17 protein-coding genes and 1 pseudogene are annotated in these 17,604 nt (G+C 58.8%); all 18 read left to right on the forward strand.

The window, feature by feature from the left end; all coding sequences use genetic code 11:
- Positions 1 to 632: 632 nt before the first annotated feature.
- The 18 genes and pseudogenes from JQ624_RS31835 (at position 633) to JQ624_RS31920 (ending at position 17,573) form a co-directional block, all read left to right on the forward strand.
- Positions 633 to 2,135 (forward strand): hypothetical protein, encoded by a 1,503-nt coding sequence (locus JQ624_RS31835; RefSeq protein WP_249130223.1) that lies wholly within the window; start codon positions 633 to 635, stop codon positions 2,133 to 2,135.
- Positions 2,136 to 2,626: 491 nt separating this feature from the next.
- Entirely contained in the window at positions 2,627 to 2,827 is a 201-nt protein-coding gene (locus JQ624_RS31840; RefSeq protein ID WP_212422858.1) for a hypothetical protein, read from the forward strand.
- Between the two features lie 347 nt (positions 2,828 to 3,174).
- Positions 3,175 to 3,321, forward strand: a complete 147-nt coding sequence (locus JQ624_RS31845) for a hypothetical protein (protein WP_312014526.1) — start codon at positions 3,175 to 3,177, stop codon at positions 3,319 to 3,321.
- A 228-nt stretch (positions 3,322 to 3,549) separates the two neighbouring features.
- Positions 3,550 to 4,056, forward strand: coding sequence for a prepilin peptidase (locus JQ624_RS31850; protein WP_212422860.1), 507 nt, complete (start codon positions 3,550 to 3,552; stop codon positions 4,054 to 4,056).
- Between the two features lies 1 nt (position 4,057).
- Entirely contained in the window at positions 4,058 to 5,002 is a 945-nt protein-coding gene (cpaB, locus tag JQ624_RS31855) for a Flp pilus assembly protein CpaB (protein WP_212422861.1), read from the forward strand.
- Positions 5,002 to 6,195, forward strand: coding sequence for an AAA family ATPase (locus JQ624_RS31860; protein ID WP_212422862.1), 1,194 nt, complete (start codon positions 5,002 to 5,004; stop codon positions 6,193 to 6,195). Before cpaB ends, JQ624_RS31860 begins: the two co-directional genes overlap by 1 nt.
- On the forward strand, positions 6,192 to 7,682 hold the full coding sequence (locus JQ624_RS31865) for a CpaF family protein (RefSeq protein WP_212422863.1): 1,491 nt from the start codon (positions 6,192 to 6,194) through the stop codon (positions 7,680 to 7,682). The genes JQ624_RS31860 and JQ624_RS31865 overlap by 4 nt, the downstream gene beginning before the upstream one ends.
- A complete protein-coding gene (locus tag JQ624_RS31870) occupies positions 7,679 to 8,611 on the forward strand; it encodes a type II secretion system F family protein (RefSeq protein WP_212422864.1) in 933 nt (310 codons plus the stop codon). Before JQ624_RS31865 ends, JQ624_RS31870 begins: the two co-directional genes overlap by 4 nt.
- Positions 8,608 to 9,507: a type II secretion system F family protein gene (locus tag JQ624_RS31875; protein ID WP_212422865.1), complete on the forward strand. Its 900-nt coding sequence runs from the start codon at positions 8,608 to 8,610 to the stop codon at positions 9,505 to 9,507. The genes JQ624_RS31870 and JQ624_RS31875 overlap by 4 nt, the downstream gene beginning before the upstream one ends.
- Before the next feature lie 15 nt (positions 9,508 to 9,522).
- Entirely contained in the window at positions 9,523 to 9,984 is a 462-nt protein-coding gene (locus JQ624_RS31880; RefSeq protein ID WP_212422866.1) for a hypothetical protein, read from the forward strand.
- 9 nt (positions 9,985 to 9,993) lie between these two features.
- A complete protein-coding gene (locus JQ624_RS31885) occupies positions 9,994 to 11,343 on the forward strand; it encodes a pilus assembly protein TadG-related protein (protein WP_212422867.1) in 1,350 nt (449 codons plus the stop codon).
- Positions 11,343 to 11,750: a TadE/TadG family type IV pilus assembly protein gene (locus JQ624_RS31890; protein ID WP_249130224.1), complete on the forward strand. Its 408-nt coding sequence runs from the start codon at positions 11,343 to 11,345 to the stop codon at positions 11,748 to 11,750. Before JQ624_RS31885 ends, JQ624_RS31890 begins: the two co-directional genes overlap by 1 nt.
- A 1,461-nt stretch (positions 11,751 to 13,211) precedes the next feature.
- Positions 13,212 to 14,804 carry a type II and III secretion system protein family protein gene (locus tag JQ624_RS31895; protein ID WP_212422869.1) on the forward strand — a complete coding sequence of 531 codons (1,593 nt, stop codon included), beginning with the start codon at positions 13,212 to 13,214 and terminating at the stop codon, positions 14,802 to 14,804.
- Positions 14,805 to 14,815: 11 nt separating this feature from the next.
- Entirely contained in the window at positions 14,816 to 15,217 is a 402-nt protein-coding gene (locus tag JQ624_RS31900) for a hypothetical protein (RefSeq protein ID WP_212422870.1), read from the forward strand.
- A 150-nt stretch (positions 15,218 to 15,367) separates the two neighbouring features.
- On the forward strand, positions 15,368 to 15,847 hold the full coding sequence (locus JQ624_RS31905; protein WP_312014527.1) for a tetratricopeptide repeat protein: 480 nt from the start codon (positions 15,368 to 15,370) through the stop codon (positions 15,845 to 15,847).
- Positions 15,848 to 15,965: 118 nt separating this feature from the next.
- Positions 15,966 to 16,523 carry a hypothetical protein gene (locus tag JQ624_RS31910; RefSeq protein ID WP_249130225.1) on the forward strand — a complete coding sequence of 186 codons (558 nt, stop codon included), beginning with the start codon at positions 15,966 to 15,968 and terminating at the stop codon, positions 16,521 to 16,523.
- Positions 16,519 to 16,971: pseudogene (locus JQ624_RS31915) on the forward strand (transposase); the annotation flags it as partial. The gene JQ624_RS31910 and the pseudogene JQ624_RS31915, both read left to right, overlap by 5 nt.
- Entirely contained in the window at positions 16,968 to 17,573 is a 606-nt protein-coding gene (locus JQ624_RS31920) for a plasmid pRiA4b ORF-3 family protein (RefSeq protein ID WP_212422873.1), read from the forward strand. The pseudogene JQ624_RS31915 and the gene JQ624_RS31920, both read left to right, overlap by 4 nt.
- The last annotated feature ends 31 nt before the right edge of the window (positions 17,574 to 17,604 follow it).

The following is a 17,604-nucleotide window of genomic DNA, read 5'->3' on the forward strand; positions in this document are numbered from 1 at the left end:
GCGCCGGCGCTGTTTGAAGCAATAGCAAAGGAAACAGCAGGATGTAACAAAACCATTCGACAGAGATGGACCACGCCGGAAAATTCCAATGCACGCCGGAGCCTATGACCGGCCACGAATTCAGCATGAGCGCCTGCAGCAGGAAAGGCTGTTCTGGTAGGTTAGGTTGTTGGATCAATTATCAGCGGCCACACGCAGACGCCGACAGTGATGAGTGTTACCAAGTACAAAGGATAAATTCGGGCAACATCAGATAATTTAAAACGTCTCTCGACTATAAACGTAGGACAGCGTGAAGCCACTGAGGCAAAAGAATAGATCAACGGCAGCATTCTGCCACATGAACAAGGCCTGGACATCGTAGGGCAACAGCGGCCGGAAGTGAGCCAAGGCTACGATGGCGCCGCTACTCCGCGAAGTCCCATTAGCGCCTTCAGCTCTGGCCGCGGACCCTTAGGGCTTCCCGCCCCGATCTGGTGAGTTTCCAAATCTGATCACCCTCTGTGTAAGATGCCTAGTCTCGCATCTCACTGCTGCTTTCGTTGATGCCGGAGACATTAATCAGCTCAAGCGCTTCACGTTGCCTCCTTAGGCCTAAAATGACAATGATTGGCATTTCAAGGACGTAGAACATGCCATTAAGCAATGATTCGCTTCAGGTGAAAGCGGAAAGTGGGTCGGGCATGGCCCATCCGCGCAGTGACTACCTTCGGGCTTGGCTGCCGTTGATCTTGGCGACGACGGCCTATTTGATATTCCTCGCAAAAATCAGCGAGCTTTTGAGGGATGCGGATACCTACTGGCATATCGTTGTCGGCCAGTGGATCATTGATCATCGCACCGTCCCGTATATCGATTTGTTCTCTTTCACGAAGCACGGCGCGCCCTGGATAAGCAGCGCGTGGTTGTCGGAAGTGCTCTACTTTCTTGCATTCAAATTGGCGGGGTGGCCGGGCCCTGCGCTTCTGGCCGCGCTCGCGGCTTCTTCTGCATTCTTCCTTCTTGCGCAGTTTCTGCTCAAGAGACTGCCGAACGTGCCGGTCATGATCCTGGTAAGTGCCGGAATCGCCATGACGGTGCACCACGTCCTGGCCCGGCCGCACGTCTTAATCTTTCCCTTGATGGTGCTGTGGGCCGACGGTCTGCTTCGGGCGATTGAAGAGCGACGAGCGCCTTCAATGGTCTACCTTCCCGTCATTACGCTGTGGTCGAATCTTCATGGGAGTTTTACATTGGGCGCGGCGTTGATTGCGCCATTCGCCCTCGAGGCGCTTTGGAACGCGGATAAATCGTCTCGCCTGACGGTCGCATTGCACTGGCTTCGATTTGGAGTGTTGGCGCTTGTGGCCGGCTGTGTCACGCCGTATGGCGTCGAGTCGATCCTGGTCACACTGCGAATTTTGAACCTTGGGTCGGTTCTTTCGGTCATTGGCGAGTGGAGGCCGATAGATTTCAGCTCGCTGCATCCCTTTACAGTTTGCCTTCTTGCTGGTGCTGCCTACGCTCTCTACAGCGGATTCAAGCTGCCTCTGCTCCGCGTTGCTGCGCTCCTGGCTCTCGTTTACGAAACTCTCGTCCACCAGCGCTATGTCGACGTTTTCGCACTGGTTGCCCCTTTCTTCATTGCTGGTCCATTGGCGGAGCACCTCTCGAGATCTGGGTTGCCAGACGGTCGGACAGTGATTGCGGCAAAAACGAAGGGAATTGTCGCAGCGATAGCGGCCCTCATTATCGTCACCGGTGTAGTCGCCGCGGCGAAGGACCATACGCCTCCGCTTGTTCCGCGTGGTGCGGTGGAAAAGCTCAGGGAATTGAAGGCAAATCGCGTCCTGAATGATTATCACTTCGGCGGATACCTGATCTTCCAGGGTGTGCCGACGTTCATCGATTCGCGCGCCGAACTATATGGGCCGGCATTTCTCAGCCGCTACATGCGGACAATCTACCTTGAGGATGTGCCGGATCTCATCAAACTACTCGATGAATACAAGATCGACTCGACGCTGCTATTCCCGTCAACCCAGGCTGTAGGTCTGCTTGATCAATTGCCAGAATGGGAGCGGATTTATGCCGATAACGTGGCTGTCGTCCACATTCGGCGCACGCATCCAGGAAACGCGAATTCCTTGAAATAGTGCGGTCTGCTCTACGTTCCCCCGCGTCTACTTGGCTATCGCAACTTGTTCGAAGGCTCGGCAATCGTCGGGATCGTCGAGCGGCCCGATCACGGTCTCTGCAGTCGGTCCATGGCGAACGGCATTTTGGCGAGAGCTGTTTGCCGTTTTGCGTTTTCGCGCCGGCGGCAAAGCCCTGGGATGCTCTCCTCGCCGCGTACCATTCCGATACATCTCGCGAGTATTCTTTCGGGGTACTCCGCTTCAGAGACTCGACCAACATCGCTGCCGAGTATGCAGCCTGACGCCAGAACAAGCAGAAATTGCTCCGCGATTTGGCGTTGTTGCCCGCGGGTAACACCGCATTTTCACGGTTAAGGTTAAAGTGTCTAAACTTAGTCTAAACATTGACTTAGAGGCTATCTTAATAGAAAATTTACTGCAGTGGTAGCGGGGCAGCTCCGTACCGCTGCAATCGTTTTTTGAAACTTAACACCAATTTGGAGGCGTTTATGCGTAAATTTCTGAATGAAGTGAAGACCCTCGCCAAGGAGCAGGACGGCGTGGTGTCGTTTGAGTACGTGATCGTTGCGGCTTGCATCGTGGGGGCAGTCGGTCTTGCGTTTGGTGTCGGCGGTACCGGTCCGATCTCAAGCGCACTGAGCAGCGCGATCTCGACCATCGCCGCCAAGGTTGCCTTAGCCGTCGCCTAATTTAGCCGTCGCCTAATACGGCCGCTCGGGAGCAAAAGGACGGGGCCCGCTGAACTTGTGGCCCTGTCCTTTGTAAAACTCCAGCCTATGAATTGAACGGCGATTGGTTGGTGACCTCACCGTTCGACGATCCGTTTTACCGGCACGATGATCGATCTAGCGACGGTTGTCGGATTAGGTTCTGACGAGCGACTCTAAAGCAAGAGCATACTGAATTTCGCGTGCATTCTTTGCGAGGCGCGTGTGCCAGCAAGAGCAGTGACCCATTGAAGAGGTATCGTATGTTTTGGCATTGCATTAAGGTAACCGAAGCTCTGAAGCGCCTGCGCGCGAAAGAGGACGGGGTTGTGTCGTTCGAATACGTGATCGTTGCCGCTTGCATCGTGGGGGCAGTCGGTCTTGCGTTCGGTGTCGGGGGTACTGGTCCGATCTCCAGCGCGCTGAGCAGCGCGATCTCGAGCATCTCCGACAAGGTCATTGCCGCCGTCGGATAATGCGACGACTGGCTGGATATATTTTCTAAGCCCAGTCGAATAACAGGATCGGGCGCCGACGGCCTCCTGCTCAATCTCGGTGCTCGATCCATCAAGATGTTGCTGACGGATGCGGTGACCCTGATAGGCGCCACTGTCATTGTTTATTGATATGGCTGTCAGGGGACCGCATTCTGGTTGGACTACCCTTAAAGGCGGTCCATTGGACGAGTTTGAGGTTCGCGCTTTATGAGCTGGATCGTTCCTATAGCTGCAGTTCTGGAAATTCTGTTGTTGCTTTATGTTGCAACGATGGATGTCGCGACGCGACTGATCCGCAACGAGATCTGCCTGGCGCTTGCGATCCTCGGCATCGCAAGTCATCTGGCTAATCCGATCGGGATGATCGAGTCTCTGATTGCCGCGACAATCTTGTTTCTGGTGCTATTTGTCATATTCCATCGCGGGTTGATAGGCGGCGGCGACGTCAAATTGCTCGTTGTCCTGGCGATCGGTCTACCGTTGATGGGCGTCATTCAGCTGTTGACGATGACGGCATTCGCGGGCGGCGTTCTTGCCCTGATACATTTGATGATGCGGAACTTGCCTTCTCCGAGACTTGCCCCCGCCGGGTCATCGTTGTTGCGCCGCGTCTACGTGGTCGAGCGTTGGCGTCATTTGCGGCACGCGCCGTTGCCCTATGGCGTCGCCATAGCATGCGGTGGTATTTGGGCGATTTTCAGTAAAGGAATTTGATATGTCGTCGGCTTTGCGACTTTCGATAATTGCAGTTCTACTTCTTGCAACAACTGCGCTGGGCCTCATTGCCCTGAACTTGAACACCCCCTCCAAGGCTCCGACCGAGGAGGTTGTTCAGCAAGCGCCGGCGCCAAAAGCCGTCGGGTATTATGTCGCGGCGCGGCCGCTACCGAGAGGGACCCTGGCCCGTGACGAAGACTTCGTGGTGCGCTCGGCGCAGGCTGATCGCGTTCCGGCGGAAGCAATTCTTGAAACGCTCGACTCCAAGGCCTCATTGTCCGGTTCGCTTGTGCGCAAGTTCGTCGAGGCCGGCAGCCCAATCACTCTGAATGATATCGTGCGTCCTCAGGATCGAGGCTTCCTCGCCAGCGTGCTGGCGCCGGACACCCGTGCCATCAGCATCAAGGTCGACGAGGAGTCCGGCGTGTCGGGCCTTATTCGGCCGGGCGATCGTGTCGACGTGCTGCTGACGCAGATGTTCGAGAAGGCGGATCCCGGGCGTCGCGCGCTCAGCGAAACCGTTCTGCGCAACGTTCGGATCATCGCCATTGACCAGGAGATCGTCCAGGGCGGCCGGGCTATCGTTGCGTCGGCCAAGCAGGCCGCGACCGTCTCGCTGGAACTCTTGCCGGATCAGGTTCAGAGGATCACGGTCGCCAAGCAACTCGGAAAGCTTTCCCTTTCGGTGCGGGCCGCTCTCATGGACAAGCGGGACAATCTCGACGCTCGCGCCATGTCGAGCTGTGATGTGTCGCCGGAACTCGCCCGGCAGAACGCGGCTGCCGGTCAGACGACTGCAATCATTGTTTATTCAGGGGGGGAGGCCAAGCAATTCTCGGTCAAGAAGCAGGTCGCAGACAACTCAGCTAACTGCGATGCATCGGATGTTGCGCGCCTGACTGCAGCGGCAGCTGGCGCCGGCAATTTGCCGGAGAAGCGTTGATGAACATGGCCGTCATGAATCAATCTGAAGCTCCATCCGTAGCCACCCGCGACCGCGTCATCTGCTTCGTCAATGACGAGGAAAGCGCTGCGGCTCTTCGCAAGGGCCTCGACGGCAGCAACCTGATTATCCGGCGTGGCACGATCCGCAATGCCATCCGGATGCTGGAAACCGACACCGAGCTGTTCGCATTGGTGACGGACATTAGTGGAATCGATGACCCGTTTGCCGAACTGGAAAGGTTGGCCAGCGTCTGCCCACCCGATGTTCGGGTGGCGCTAATCGGCGACAGCAGGGAGATCACTTTTTACCGCGAGCTGATGGAAACCGGCATCACCGAATACCTTCCGCGGCCGCTTACGCGGGACATGGTATTGGACCTGCTGCGACCGAAGCTGATAGGCGGCGTAGTGCCTGCTCAACCGGATCGTGGCGGACATGTCGTCTCGATTTGCGGCGCCCAGGGTGGCGCCGGCGCGACGAGTATCGCCATCAATCTCGCGCTGCAACTAGCTGAGACCACCAAGGCCAAGGTCGCGCTGCTCGATCTTCATCTGCAGAACGGCGAGACGGCGGTGATGCTGGGCGTACGGCCAGGGCCGGGTCTGCGCATCGCCCTGGAAAACCCGATGCGGGCGGATACGTTGTTTCTGGAACGCGCCGCAATCGAGATCAACGATCGGGTTAGCCTGATCGCCGCGGACGAGGAGCTGGATGCGCAGCTCAATATCACCGAAGCGGGTGTGCGACACGTGCTCGGTTTGCTCCGTCAACGATTCAACTATGTTGTTGTCGACGTACCGGTGCCTTTCCCTCCCTCGATCTACCCGGTGATCAGCCTTTCTCGTCAGGTATTGGTCCTGCTGGAAGCGGAGGTCACGGGACTTCGCAATGCTTATGCGCTGCGCAACGCAGTCACCAACATCGCCGGTAAGGATCGCGTCTTTACCTTGCTCAACCGGGCCGATCGCGCCGGAGGCCTTCCCAAGGCGACGATTGTCAAAGCGCTCGGAGCAGAGCCGGACATGGTGATTCCTGACCTTGGGAAGGGGATGACCCAGGCGGTCAATCTCGGAATTCCAGCGCTCAAGCACGTATCCAAACTGCGACGTCATCTGGCGCCGATTGTCCGGGAGATCACCGGTGTCGGCGTCAAGCGAAAGGGACGGCTGAGGAGGCTGCTCGGGCTATGAAAAAGTTCGGAAGACGCCCGGACGACGAGCCGGTGCTTCGTTTGCCCACCTTGGTGCCAAGTCCCTCGGTGTCAAGTCCACTCGCATCGATGGAAGCCGCCCCCGCGCCGCGCGGAGGCCTCCCGCCGCCGCTTGCGCATTCGTCCGTGGCAGTCTTGCCTGCGGCGAGCGCCAGCCCGCCTGCGCCGCCCCCAAGCCTGGTGCCTCGGCGCGAGGACCCTCCGATTCATCATCCCGTGATGCTCGCGTCGCTGCGCGAACGGGTGATGGAGCAGATCGATCCGTCGGCAGCGGCAACCGTTTCGCGTGATGTGCTGCGACGGCAGATCGAGGAAATCATCCACGGGATCGCCAACCAGGACCGGCTGGAGCTGTCCGGTCGCGAGCAGATCCAGCTGGCCGATGATATTGCGGACGATATGACCGGCTATGGGCCGCTGCGTCCGCTGCTGGACGATGAAACGATCAACGACATCATGATCAACGGCCCTGGCAACGTCTATGTCGAACGAAGCGGCAAGCTGGAGCGGGTCGCGGTACGATTCCGCGATAATGACCATATCGCCTCGGTAGCGCAGAAGATCGCTGCGCAGGTCGGTCGGCGTGTGGACGAATCCAGTCCGATGGTCGACTGCCGCTTGCCGGATGGCAGTCGCGTCAACATCATTCTGCCACCGCTCGCGATCCACAGTCCCTGCATTTCCATCCGAAAGTTTCCAGCTCGCCGTCTAAGTATGGACGGGCTGATCAAGAACGGCTCGATGACACCTGCGATCGGTCAATTGCTGGAGATTGCCTCCCGCGCGCGGCTCAACGTTCTCGTTTCCGGTGGTACCGGATCCGGCAAGACGACGCTTCTGAACGCCATGAGCCAGTTCATCGACCACACCGAGCGCGTTGTCACCATCGAGGACGCGGCGGAATTGCAGCTTCAACAGCCGCACGTCATCAGCCTGGAAACCCGGCCCCCCAGCCTGGAAGGCACGGGGCAGGTGACCCAGCGAGACCTGCTGTGGAACGCACTTCGTATGCGTCCCGACCGGATCGTCGTCGGCGAAGTCCGCGGCGCCGAAGCATTCGATATGCTGCAGGCGATGAACACCGGCCATGACGGGTCGATCTCGACGGTGCACGCCAACAGCACGCGGGACGCCCTGACCCGGGTCGAGAACATGGTGCAGATGGGGCAGGTCAATCTGCCCACGCGGGCGATTCGATCGCAGATCGTTGCTGCCCTGGATATCATCGTTCAGGTCGAACGCATGCGGGACGGGCAACGTCGGATCATTCAGCTCAGCGAAGTCATCGGCATGGAAGGCGAGGTGATCACCACCAACGATATAGCGGCGTTCGAGTACCAGGAGGAGGACGCTCACGGGCGGATAGTAGGCACTTACAAGTCAACCCAGGCGCTCCCGAAGTTCAAGAGCCGACTTGCCTACTACGGCCTTCAGCAAGCCTGGGCTGAAGCGATGAGCCAGATATGATTCCGAACTACGTAATTCTCGCCGTTTTGGGTCTGCTCCTGTGTGCAGCAGCGGTAACGCTGTGGCTCGATGCGCGGGAAAGGCGCATGAATCGTCAGCTTGAGGTCGCTTTGCAAAAAGCGCCCACGGCCGGCTTTACGTCGATCCGCCGGACCGAGACCGGAGCGCGCTTGATGTTCCTGCATCGCTTGGCGAACTACAACCCACACATCGTTTACTCCGTGCACCCGATCCTTGTGCTGCTGGTCGCTGCGATGGTGGCGTCGGTGATATTCTATGCCAACAGCCTGTTCGGATTTTCCAACCTCCAGGTATCCATCGCGGCCGGGATTGTGGCGCTATTGGTGGTGCGGGGCATGTTCGGGTGGCAGAGAAGCCGTTTCTCCAATCAACTGTTTCGGCAACTGCCGGATACGATTCAGCTGGTGACAAGTACCGTTCGCGCGGGTCTGCCTGTCAGCGAAGCGCTTCGCACGATCGCTCGCGAGATGCCGCAGCCGACGTCGGGGCAATTTGCCATCGTCTGCAGCGAAATTAACCTGGGCAAGGCTCCGGAGGACGCCGTAGAAGCTGTCTATCGGCGTACCCAAGTCGCGGAGTACGCGATGTTCTCGGTGACGCTTGCCGTCCAGTTGAAGTCCGGTGGCAGCCTGGCTGAAACACTGCAAATTCTGGGAGACACCGTGAGCCAGCGCGTCGCGCTGGCCGCCCGTGCGAAGGCGCTCGCAGGAGAGGTGATCTTTTCCTCGCGTGCGCTTTCGGTCTCGCCCCTTATCATTGGTGGAATGCTGTACCTGATGAATCCGAAGTCGATCGATCTGCTGTTTTATGATCCGACCGGAAACATGCTCCTGGCCTATGCCATTGGCTCGGTCATTCTCGGGCACTTTGTGATCCGCTGGATGATTCAAAGGGAGACGTCGCTATGAATGGCAGCCTGGCTGTGGCAGCCCTCGTCGTCATTGCCGCGACCGCGACATTCCTGATGGTCATCCGCGAGATGCACATTCGCGCGCTGAACGCGCGGGTGTCGAATGCAGTGCTCGGCATTTCCGACCGCTCTACGCGGAAGGATGTGACCGGTTTTTTTGCGTCGATCGGCATGCGATACCGGCGTTTCTACGCCGAGGAAAATCTCGACGAGTTGCGGGTAGTTCTTCAATCGGCTGGATTTAATCACCATCAGGTCTTGCCGATCTGGCTCGGCGTGAAGACCGTCAGCACGTTCGTGTTTCCGATCGCTGCCTTCCTGTTTGCGCAGCTTTCGGGGTGGACACTGGTCAGTGTGCTGACCTTCACTCTTCTCGGCGTGGTGATCGGGATCATGGGGCCGCGACTGGTCTTGCTGGTCATGAAACGGCGTTTTGACAAAGCTATCCGGTCAGGCACGCCGGATACGATCGATTTGCTCGTCGTTTGCGCTGAAGCGGGAATGGGCCTGGAAAGCGCCTTGCAGCGTGTCGCCGAGGAGATGAACCAGACCAATCCGTCGATCTCGCGCGTATTGTACGGCCTGCTCGACGACCTCAGGATTTTGCCGACTCGCGCCGAGGCGTTCGAAAAGCTGGCAGCCACGTCGGAAGGGTTTCGCCGCTTTGGCATCATGGTCAGCCAGAGCCTGCAATACGGAACGCCATTGGGCCAAGCGCTGCGCTCGATCGCGTCCGACCTCCGGCGCGAGCGGATCACCGATCTCGAGGAGCGGGCCCACAAGCTCGGTGCCAAGCTTATTGTACCGATGGTATTGTTCCTGCTGCCGGCGATGTTTGTCATTCTCGGCGGCAGTTCATTTTTGCATCTCATTCGTTCCTTCAAGGGAATCTAGTCACGATCGAGAGTCATGAGCACGGTTCGGACAGGCAGGCAGAAGGGCGGCAAGCGCTCTTTCATCGGTGATCAGCGCGGCGCTGCCGCGTTCGAAATGGCTATTGTCTGGCTCGTCCTGACGTTCGCTCTGCTGCTGCCGCTGGTCGATCTGGCGATTGCCGGCTTCAGGTTCATTTCGGCGCATCAGGCGCTTCGTGACATGGGGCAGCGGACCCAATATTCCCCGCCGGCCGATGTGACCAATTCCTCCGTGATCGCCGCCTGGAAAAGCGCGCTGCCCACGGCGATCAGCGGATATACGATGACCCCAGAGGTATATTGTGGTTCACCCGGAACGGTGGCTCCCTGCGGTTCGGGGGCCGCATCGATCGTGAAATACTACACCTTCACGACGACCTTTACTTTATCACCCATGGTACTCGGCTCGATGTTGTGCAGTAGCTGTACCATTACCTACACCCAGCGATTTCAATAGGAGGACACCGTGCGCAAACTGGCTCGCTGCAGTCGCGGTTCCGTCGCCTTCGCGACGGTGATTGCGCTTGTGCCGTTGATTGGATTCGTCGCTCTTGGGGCCGAGGCAGGGTCATGGTACGTGACGAAGCAAAATGCGCAGAACGCCGCTGATGCGGCTGCCTATTCGGGCGGCCTGTCACTGGCGTGCTCGCTGTCGACAGCCGGCACTGACTGCGATGTTTCGCAGGACTATATCTACCGCGGCAAACAACTGGCCGCCCAGAATAAATTCTGCAATTCCACCGGTGACCCCGTATATCCGGGCTCGACTTGCGGCACGCCGCAGCTAAACACGACACAAACCGTGTCGATCGATCGAGGAATCTACTCTGCTGGCGCCTGGACCAGCTCGGGAAGCGGTAATTTCGTTATTGCGACCGTGGCCCAGCAGCAGCCGGGATACCTTGCGCAGATCCTTGGCATGTCCACCGTCAACATCCGCGCGTCAGCGATTGTCCAGATTCAGGATCCAAAGCCGGTATGTGCGTTTGGATTGGGGCCGGGAGCTGATGCACTTACGATCGGCGGCAGCAGCGTCATCACCGGCAGCGGATGCGCGATGATGTCGAACACCAACGTCAAGTACAACGGCACTCCGGATTTTAGCGGTTCGGGCTGGGCTGTGAATGCGGTAGATGGCTGCAAGGCGCCGTCGGGGCATTGTGCCCTTGATGATGCGGGGTACAACTATAACATGCTTCCCGCAAAGAATCCGCTATCTGTGCTGGATACAAAATCGTTCAATTCAAGGAGTAGCCCCTTAACAAGCCCATGCGGCGGCAGAGTTAACAATAATCAGACCTGTTCGCTGACTCCAAACAGCGGCACCGGAGAGGTGTACGGTAACCTAACGGTGAATTCCGGTGGCACGTTGAATCTCGCGCCAGGAACATACTTTTTCTATAACGCAACGATAAATTTTGGCGGCACCGTCACCGGCACGGGCGTAACGCTCGTATTGCTCGGGAGCGATACGAGCCTCACGATCAGTGGCGGTACCGTCAACCTTTCGGCTCCCACGACCAATACATTCGATTCTGATCTAAACGGCGTCCTGATTGACGATCACGCCCGCAACGACGCGAACCCAAACAAGATTGCAGTCACCATAAGCGGCAGCAATACGTCGACCTTGGGCGGCGCGATGTATTTCCCCTATGCCAATGTGACATATGGCGGAACAGCTCAAAGTTCGAACACAAGCTGTACAGAAGTGATCGCCGCCTCGCTGACAATAAGCGGCAATACCTACCTGAGTTCGTCCGGTTGTACCGCCAACACCTTGGGTAAGACCAAAGTCATTGCGATGGTGCGTTGATGAGAAGGCTCGACCAACGCGGCAGTGTGGCGTTCGAGTTCTGCCTCGTCGCCGTATTCTTTTTCACATTCGTGTTCGCGATCTTCGATCTCGGACGCTATGCAATCACCATGCAGTTGTTGCGTTCGCTTGCGAGCGAAGGCGCCAGGGCGACGATAATTCAATGCTACACGCCCCAGGTGACGCAGAATGCGTCGCCTTCCAGCTGCACCGATGTCAGCTCCTACTATACCAGCACCTATCTGACGTCAGTGTCGGACATCGCGGGGATCACGCCGACGCTGAGCGGGAGCGTCAGCGGATCGGTACTGACCATCACGGCGACGCTGCCCGGTTTCGCCATGATGACGCCGTTGTGGAGCGGATTGAATTCGACGCCGACCGCGAGCACGTCGATCCCCTTTTAGCGCGCTCTGATCAGCCGCCGGCTGTAAAACCACCAATCAGCCGCCGGCTGTAAAACCACCAATTTTTCCCGATTTCGCTTCCGGGCGATGGAATTCGCTGTTAGCCCTTGACTGACGGCCTGCCACCGGCGCTGGGGGTTGATTGACCGACCCCTCTGGCCTCGGCCGAGGCCTGCCCGCTGCGGACGGGGTTTTTAATGCGGTGGTTCTGAACCGGCGGCGGCCTGTTTTGCCATACCAGCCGCGACTACTTTCACTGAATAATTTGTGCGTATCGAGAGAGCCAAGGCTGCCGTAGTTTTCCGCCGTGAACGTAGTTCCCAATGCGGGCACGATCGCATCGAATTCTCGAAACTGACCCCGTGGGGGCCTGAGACGTTCCGGAAAACTAACAATGGTTGCCTAGTCTAATTTTCCTGATGTTTCACTAAGGTTCTGTTGCATCCGCAAACTTCTCTTCGTGGTTCTCAGCTCCGGAGAACCACAGGCGATCGCCAAATGACAGGCGATTCCGCGTGGGCCGCAAACAACGAAAGACACTGCGGGCTGCGATGCCGGCCCGTGGCTATCGAATCAAGCCGGCTGAATGAATGAAGAAATCCGCCGATGAAGGCCCCTGTAGCTGGTCAGTGGCGCGCGCTATTTTGAGCGATCGATCAGCAGCGAGCGCGGTAAAGCTAATATCACCAACCAGGATGGCTGCGCCGCCAGATAACGCCTGGTTCGGTGACCCGTCGGTGCCGAAAGCGCGAATTGACCAGGTCGACCGCGGTCGCGGTTACGTCGCGGCCTGTGGCAACGGGGGATTGGTTGGCGAAGACGTTGCTGTCATAAGGGGTAGCGGATGCATGCCCGACTCCGAGTCCGAACATCGAAACAGCAAGCAAGGCGCGGGCGGCTCTTCTCACTCACTTCTCCTCTTGAAAGTTGCCAGGCGGCAATTGCGCAGACTAGCCGTTCGGGGGGCTTCCGGGCCAGCCAGACCTGCCGCGCCGCAGAGCGCAGGCGGGAGCGCGAGCAACTGCCAAGGCGTTAGAGTTGAAGCTTCGCCGGGAAGCTTGGGTTGACGCCGAGCCCTCGCAGGGCAGGTTGTCCCTATTTGACGATTGGAACCAATTTAACGAAAAAAACATGAAATTACTGCCCAAATGGGTTGCCGGAGGGGGATGCCGGCAACCGTCGGGCCGCCAAAATGGGTGGCTCAGGAAGTGGTGCTTCTTGGCAACATCGGGCGAATTTCTCTCGAATCTGCGGGAGATATTGGGGTCTGTCCTTGCAACCGGATCGCCTGACGAACGATGATCTTGAGGGGAGTCGGCTGGGGCCGAGGAATATAAACTTACTAGCGATTTTTCTTGTTTGGCTGATTGTGACTCTCCGCGAAGTCGTGCGTGCCGGAGAGTTGTGCACCGCCGAAGGTGCCTATTGCGGGTAGCCGCGGACGCGGTGAAGGGGACTGACATGTTTGGCGGCCGCATTTCGACTGTGGGGAGGGCGAGGCTTGTCGCCGTGGGCGCGCTGGCCTTCGGCGCTGCCTTGGTCCCTTCATTTGCTGACCGAGCCTCGGCCGCGGAGCGGCGCGTCTCTGGCGGGGGCGTCTTCGTCAGCGAAATGGGCGACGTCCAGCGTGTCAAGGTGGTCGTGAACAAGTCACGCACCTTTCGGGTCGAGGCCCCTTTCACGACAATCGTGGCGGGCTCCCCGGATATCGTCGACGTCAAATCGCTGAGCGATCAGCTCATCTACATCCAGGGCAAAATGCCCGGCACCACCAACGTCATCCTGTTCGACAGTTCGATGAAGCAGATCGGCATCCTCGATGTCGAGGTCACGGTCGATACCGGCAATCTGCAGCAGAATATTAGCGCCGGAACGGGCACCCGCGGCATCCGTGTTTCGGCCAGCGAAGGCCAGCTTGTGCTCACCGGAACCGCCCCCGATGCGGTCGCCGCCGAGCGCGCGATGGCGATTGCAACCAGCACCGCGCCGAAGGGCACTTCCGTCGTCAACGCCATGAGCGTGGCGGGTGCGCAGCAGGTGATGCTGGAGGTGCGTTTCCTGGAGGTCAATCGCACGGCCGGCCGCGATCTCGGTGTCAACCTCTATGCGGCCAATGCCAACGGCACGAACGTCGGTAATACAGGACTCGGAGGCCCCCCTGTCGCCGGGCGGGTACCCATCGGGAACCCCGCCCCGACAGGTACACTTCCCTTGGTCGGCGCCGCCGCCACGCTCGCCAGTGGAGCAGCACCGTTCGGTACGTTGCTCACGAGCATTCTCAGGCTGAACAACGGCATGACGATCGACAGCCTGGTGACAGCGCTGGAAACCAAGGGTGTGCTGCGCCGCCTCGCGGAGCCAAACCTGGTGACACTGTCCGGCGAGGCCGCCCGCTTCCTCGCCGGTGGCGAATTCCCCGTGCCGGTGGCTTCGACTGCAGGCACCGCCGGCCTGGTGCCGACCGTGACCATCGAATTCAAGAAATTCGGCGTCGAATTGGGCTTCGTGCCGACCGTTCTGTCGCGCGGGGTCATCAACCTGCGGGTCGAGCCTTCGGTGAGCGAACTCGATTTCACCAACGCGGTGCAGATCGCCGGCACGGTCATTCCCGCATTGACTGCCCGCAACGCTCGCACCACCGTTGAACTACGCGACGGCCAGAGCTTTGCCATTGCTGGCCTGCTGCAGACGCGTAATCGGCAGGATGTCTCGCAAGTGCCTTGGATCGGTTCGGTGCCGGTGCTTGGCACGCTATTCCGCTCCTCGTCCTACCAGCAACAGGAAACCGACCTCGTCATCATCGTGACGCCGCGCCTGGTGGCGCCGGTGGCGCCGGGACAGCAACTGGCGTCGCCCCTGGATTCGCGCCTGCCGGCCAATGATGTCGACTTCTTCCTCAATGGCCAGATGGAAGTGAAGAAGCGCTACAACGACTACGTCAACGGTGGCGGCAACGTCAAAGGTCCCTACGGACACATCATCGCGCCCGATGCTCGCCTCTCAGCACCTCCGGCGGTCTTAACCGACCAGCCGGTGGTCAAGACCCTCAACTAGGGACGACCGATATGACATGCACGACGTTACTCGCGATCTTTACGCTGGGGTCTTGCAACGGCCTGGCCGGCCATGACGAAATGGACCGCTATTTCCAGCGCTCCGATACGATCACGATGAGTGCCGGCAATGCCAAGGAGGTCAACATCGCCGCGCAAACCATTCATCCCTGGCCCAAGGGCGTCAACGATCGCAGGATCGTGGTCCAGGCGGCGAAGACCAACGGCGCTATCACGCGTTATCGTGCCGGCAATCAACCGCGCGATCCGTTGCCGGCGTTCGGAATAAGCTCGGTCGGCCAAGGGCACCTGCCAATGGGAACTGCCGGCGCAACGGCAGCCGCAGTGGACGCAGGCGGTGCCGTCTTCCAGGGCACTGGTGCGGCTGCCTTGGGCGCGGGCGTCCGACCTTGATGAGTTTGATCGTTTGATTTGATGCCGCAAGGTTAGACGCGGCGGTTTGTTTTTCACGTTGATAAGTGAGGCTGGATAACGGTTATGTGGCGCCCTTTTGGATGGCTGGCTTGCGCCTTGATGGCGACGGCCCTGGCAGGTTGCGAAACGGTGCAAGAAGCGACCGTGCGCGATGCCGCCATGCTTGCGCCCGTTGCGCCTGCCGGTCCCGATCCGGTGCAGGAGCCGACCGACGCGAAGTACTATGCTTCCGACGAGCCCGTGCGGATGGGACTCGAACACTTCAACCGCGGCAATTTCGGAATCTCCCAGCGTTATTTCAAGGACGCGGTCGAGAAGGCGCCCAAGGACCTGACGGCCTGGGTCGGGCTGGCAGCGAGCTATGACCGGTTGCGCCGCTTCGATCTTGCCGACCAAGCCTATCGGCAGGCGATCCGGCTCGGCGGCGAAACCGTGCAGCTCCTGAACAATCAGGGCTATTCCTACATGCTGCGCGGCAATCTGAACGCGGCGCGGCGGAAGTTTCAACAGGCCTATGCGCTCGATCCGAACCCGGTCACAGCGAACAACCTCGAGCTGCTCAATGGCAGCCGGGCGTTCATCGAGAGACCGCCGGAAGTGCAGCCGTAACCGGAACAAATTTTTGTTAATGCTCTGTTTTCATTAATATTTTAGCGCCGGCGAGAGTGCGGCCCACGCTGGGGAACCGTTAGGACAAGCTAAACGTTTTTAACGTATGGCTTGTCGCATGAACCGTCTTTTCAAGCTGCAGTTCCTGGGACCGTTAGCCCTGTTTGCCGCCGCGCTTTCCGCGGAATTGGCTGCGCGGGCCCTTGAATATGCCCCAAGCTCCGAGCTTTTTTGGTTCCTCAATCTCAAGGTGTTCGGCATCTTTCAGCGAAGCTACGCAGCGCTGAGTTATTTTGTCCCGATTGACGGCTTTCAGTTTTTCGGCATTGCACTTCCAATTTTCGCACTGGCCTGCTTCGGCCTCTTCGCCAAATCGAGGCTGCCTTTCACGGTCGCAACTCACTTGAGCGTGGCCTATGCGGTCTTCATGGTGCTGTGCTGGAAGACCGGCGTGCCTGAGCTCAAGCAGGCATCGTTGGGAACGATTGCAGTGCCTTCGGGGATTGGTCTGTACGTGACGGCGACCATCCTGGGATCCTGCGTCCTGTCCTTTGCAATCACGCATTTGCTTTACTTCCTCGCTGTCGGAAAGGAAATTGGAGCTCTGATAAGAGCAACGTCCAGATTCCTTCGGACATTCACACAAGCGTCGGCTTCGCCATCAGCTTCAGGCTAGTCGCTCACGCGCTGGCCGACAAGCGCATGCCCGGCCTCTGGCTGCAGCCCTGAAGCAATGGTTTGAGGCAAAGCTTGATCACCTTGCGCAGAAGAGCGACACGGCGAAGGCTTTGCGTTATGCGCTGCGTCATTGGGACGGCCTGACGCTCTACCTTGATGACGGGCGCATCGAGATGGACACGAATGCGGTCGAGCGTGCGATGCGGCCGATCAAGCTCAACGCCAAGAACTCCCTTTTTGCCGGTTGCGACGAGGGCGCCGAGAGTTGGGCAATACTAGCTTCGTTAATCGAGACCTGTAAGCTCAATAGCGTCAGCGCCGAGCACTGGCTTGCTGACGTTCTCGCGAAGCTCGTCAATGGCTGGCCTGCGGCGCGACTGGACGAACTGCTTCCCTGGGCATCGACCTATAAGGTGCATGCACACGATCCGAGGCTGGCGGCATGAGCCTCAACACGACCGCGGTCCGGATCAAGGTGACCCTCAAGGACGTGAAACCGGAGGTGATGCGTCGCCTTGTCGTGCCTGTCACCCTGCGCGCTGATCGGCTGCATCTGACGCTTCAGGCGGCGTTTGGCTGGACAAACAGCCACCTCTTCGAGTTCCACGCTGGCGAAGAACGTTGGGGAATCCCGGATCCCGACGGTGATTTTGGCCCCCAGCCTATCGATGCCCGCAAGGCGCGGCTCTCCGACATCGTTCAAGAGACCGGCGCCAAGACGATCCATTATCTCTATGACTTCGGCGACAGCTGGGACCATGTGATCAAGCTCGAAAAATGGTTCGACAACACGACGACAGAGGGACTTCCCCTCTTGCTCGAGGCCGCCGGTCGTTGTCCTCCGGAAGACGTCGGCGGTGCGCCAGGCTATGCCGAATACCTTGATGGCATCAGGGACCCCGCACATCCGGAGCACGAACATATGTGCCTCTGGGGCCCGGAGCGGTTCGATCCCAACGTCGTCGACCGGAAGGCGCTCGAGGCCGCCGTCAACGCATTGTCCGACCAATGGAATGCCGCGCGGCGACGCGCCACGCGGCCAAAATAGACGTCAAGCGCCAATCAGAACGGCCGCAAAG

The sequence above is a fragment of the Bradyrhizobium sp. AUGA SZCCT0283 genome (assembly GCF_018130385.1).
Taxonomy (GTDB): domain Bacteria; phylum Pseudomonadota; class Alphaproteobacteria; order Rhizobiales; family Xanthobacteraceae; genus Bradyrhizobium.

Excerpts from the sequence above, each read along its gene's own strand:
- JQ624_RS31850 (WP_212422860.1), top strand. The coding sequence starts at position 3,550 with ATGAGCTGGATCGTTCCTATAGCTGCAGTTCTGGAAATTCTGTTGTTG.
- cpaB (WP_212422861.1), top strand. The coding sequence starts at position 4,058 with ATGTCGTCGGCTTTGCGACTTTCGATAATTGCAGTTCTACTTCTTGCA.
- JQ624_RS31865 (WP_212422863.1), top strand. The coding sequence starts at position 6,192 with ATGAAAAAGTTCGGAAGACGCCCGGACGACGAGCCGGTGCTTCGTTTG.
- JQ624_RS31875 (WP_212422865.1), top strand. The coding sequence starts at position 8,608 with ATGAATGGCAGCCTGGCTGTGGCAGCCCTCGTCGTCATTGCCGCGACC.
- JQ624_RS31860 (WP_212422862.1), top strand. The coding sequence starts at position 5,002 with ATGAACATGGCCGTCATGAATCAATCTGAAGCTCCATCCGTAGCCACC.
- JQ624_RS31870 (WP_212422864.1), top strand. The coding sequence starts at position 7,679 with ATGATTCCGAACTACGTAATTCTCGCCGTTTTGGGTCTGCTCCTGTGT.
- JQ624_RS31840 (WP_212422858.1), top strand. The coding sequence starts at position 2,627 with ATGCGTAAATTTCTGAATGAAGTGAAGACCCTCGCCAAGGAGCAGGAC.
- JQ624_RS31900 (WP_212422870.1), top strand. The coding sequence starts at position 14,816 with ATGACATGCACGACGTTACTCGCGATCTTTACGCTGGGGTCTTGCAAC.
- JQ624_RS31895 (WP_212422869.1), top strand. The coding sequence starts at position 13,212 with ATGTTTGGCGGCCGCATTTCGACTGTGGGGAGGGCGAGGCTTGTCGCC.
- JQ624_RS31835 (WP_249130223.1), top strand. The coding sequence starts at position 633 with ATGCCATTAAGCAATGATTCGCTTCAGGTGAAAGCGGAAAGTGGGTCG.
- JQ624_RS31920 (WP_212422873.1), top strand. The coding sequence starts at position 16,968 with ATGAGCCTCAACACGACCGCGGTCCGGATCAAGGTGACCCTCAAGGAC.
- JQ624_RS31910 (WP_249130225.1), top strand. The coding sequence starts at position 15,966 with ATGAACCGTCTTTTCAAGCTGCAGTTCCTGGGACCGTTAGCCCTGTTT.
- JQ624_RS31880 (WP_212422866.1), top strand. The coding sequence starts at position 9,523 with ATGAGCACGGTTCGGACAGGCAGGCAGAAGGGCGGCAAGCGCTCTTTC.
- JQ624_RS31890 (WP_249130224.1), top strand. The coding sequence starts at position 11,343 with ATGAGAAGGCTCGACCAACGCGGCAGTGTGGCGTTCGAGTTCTGCCTC.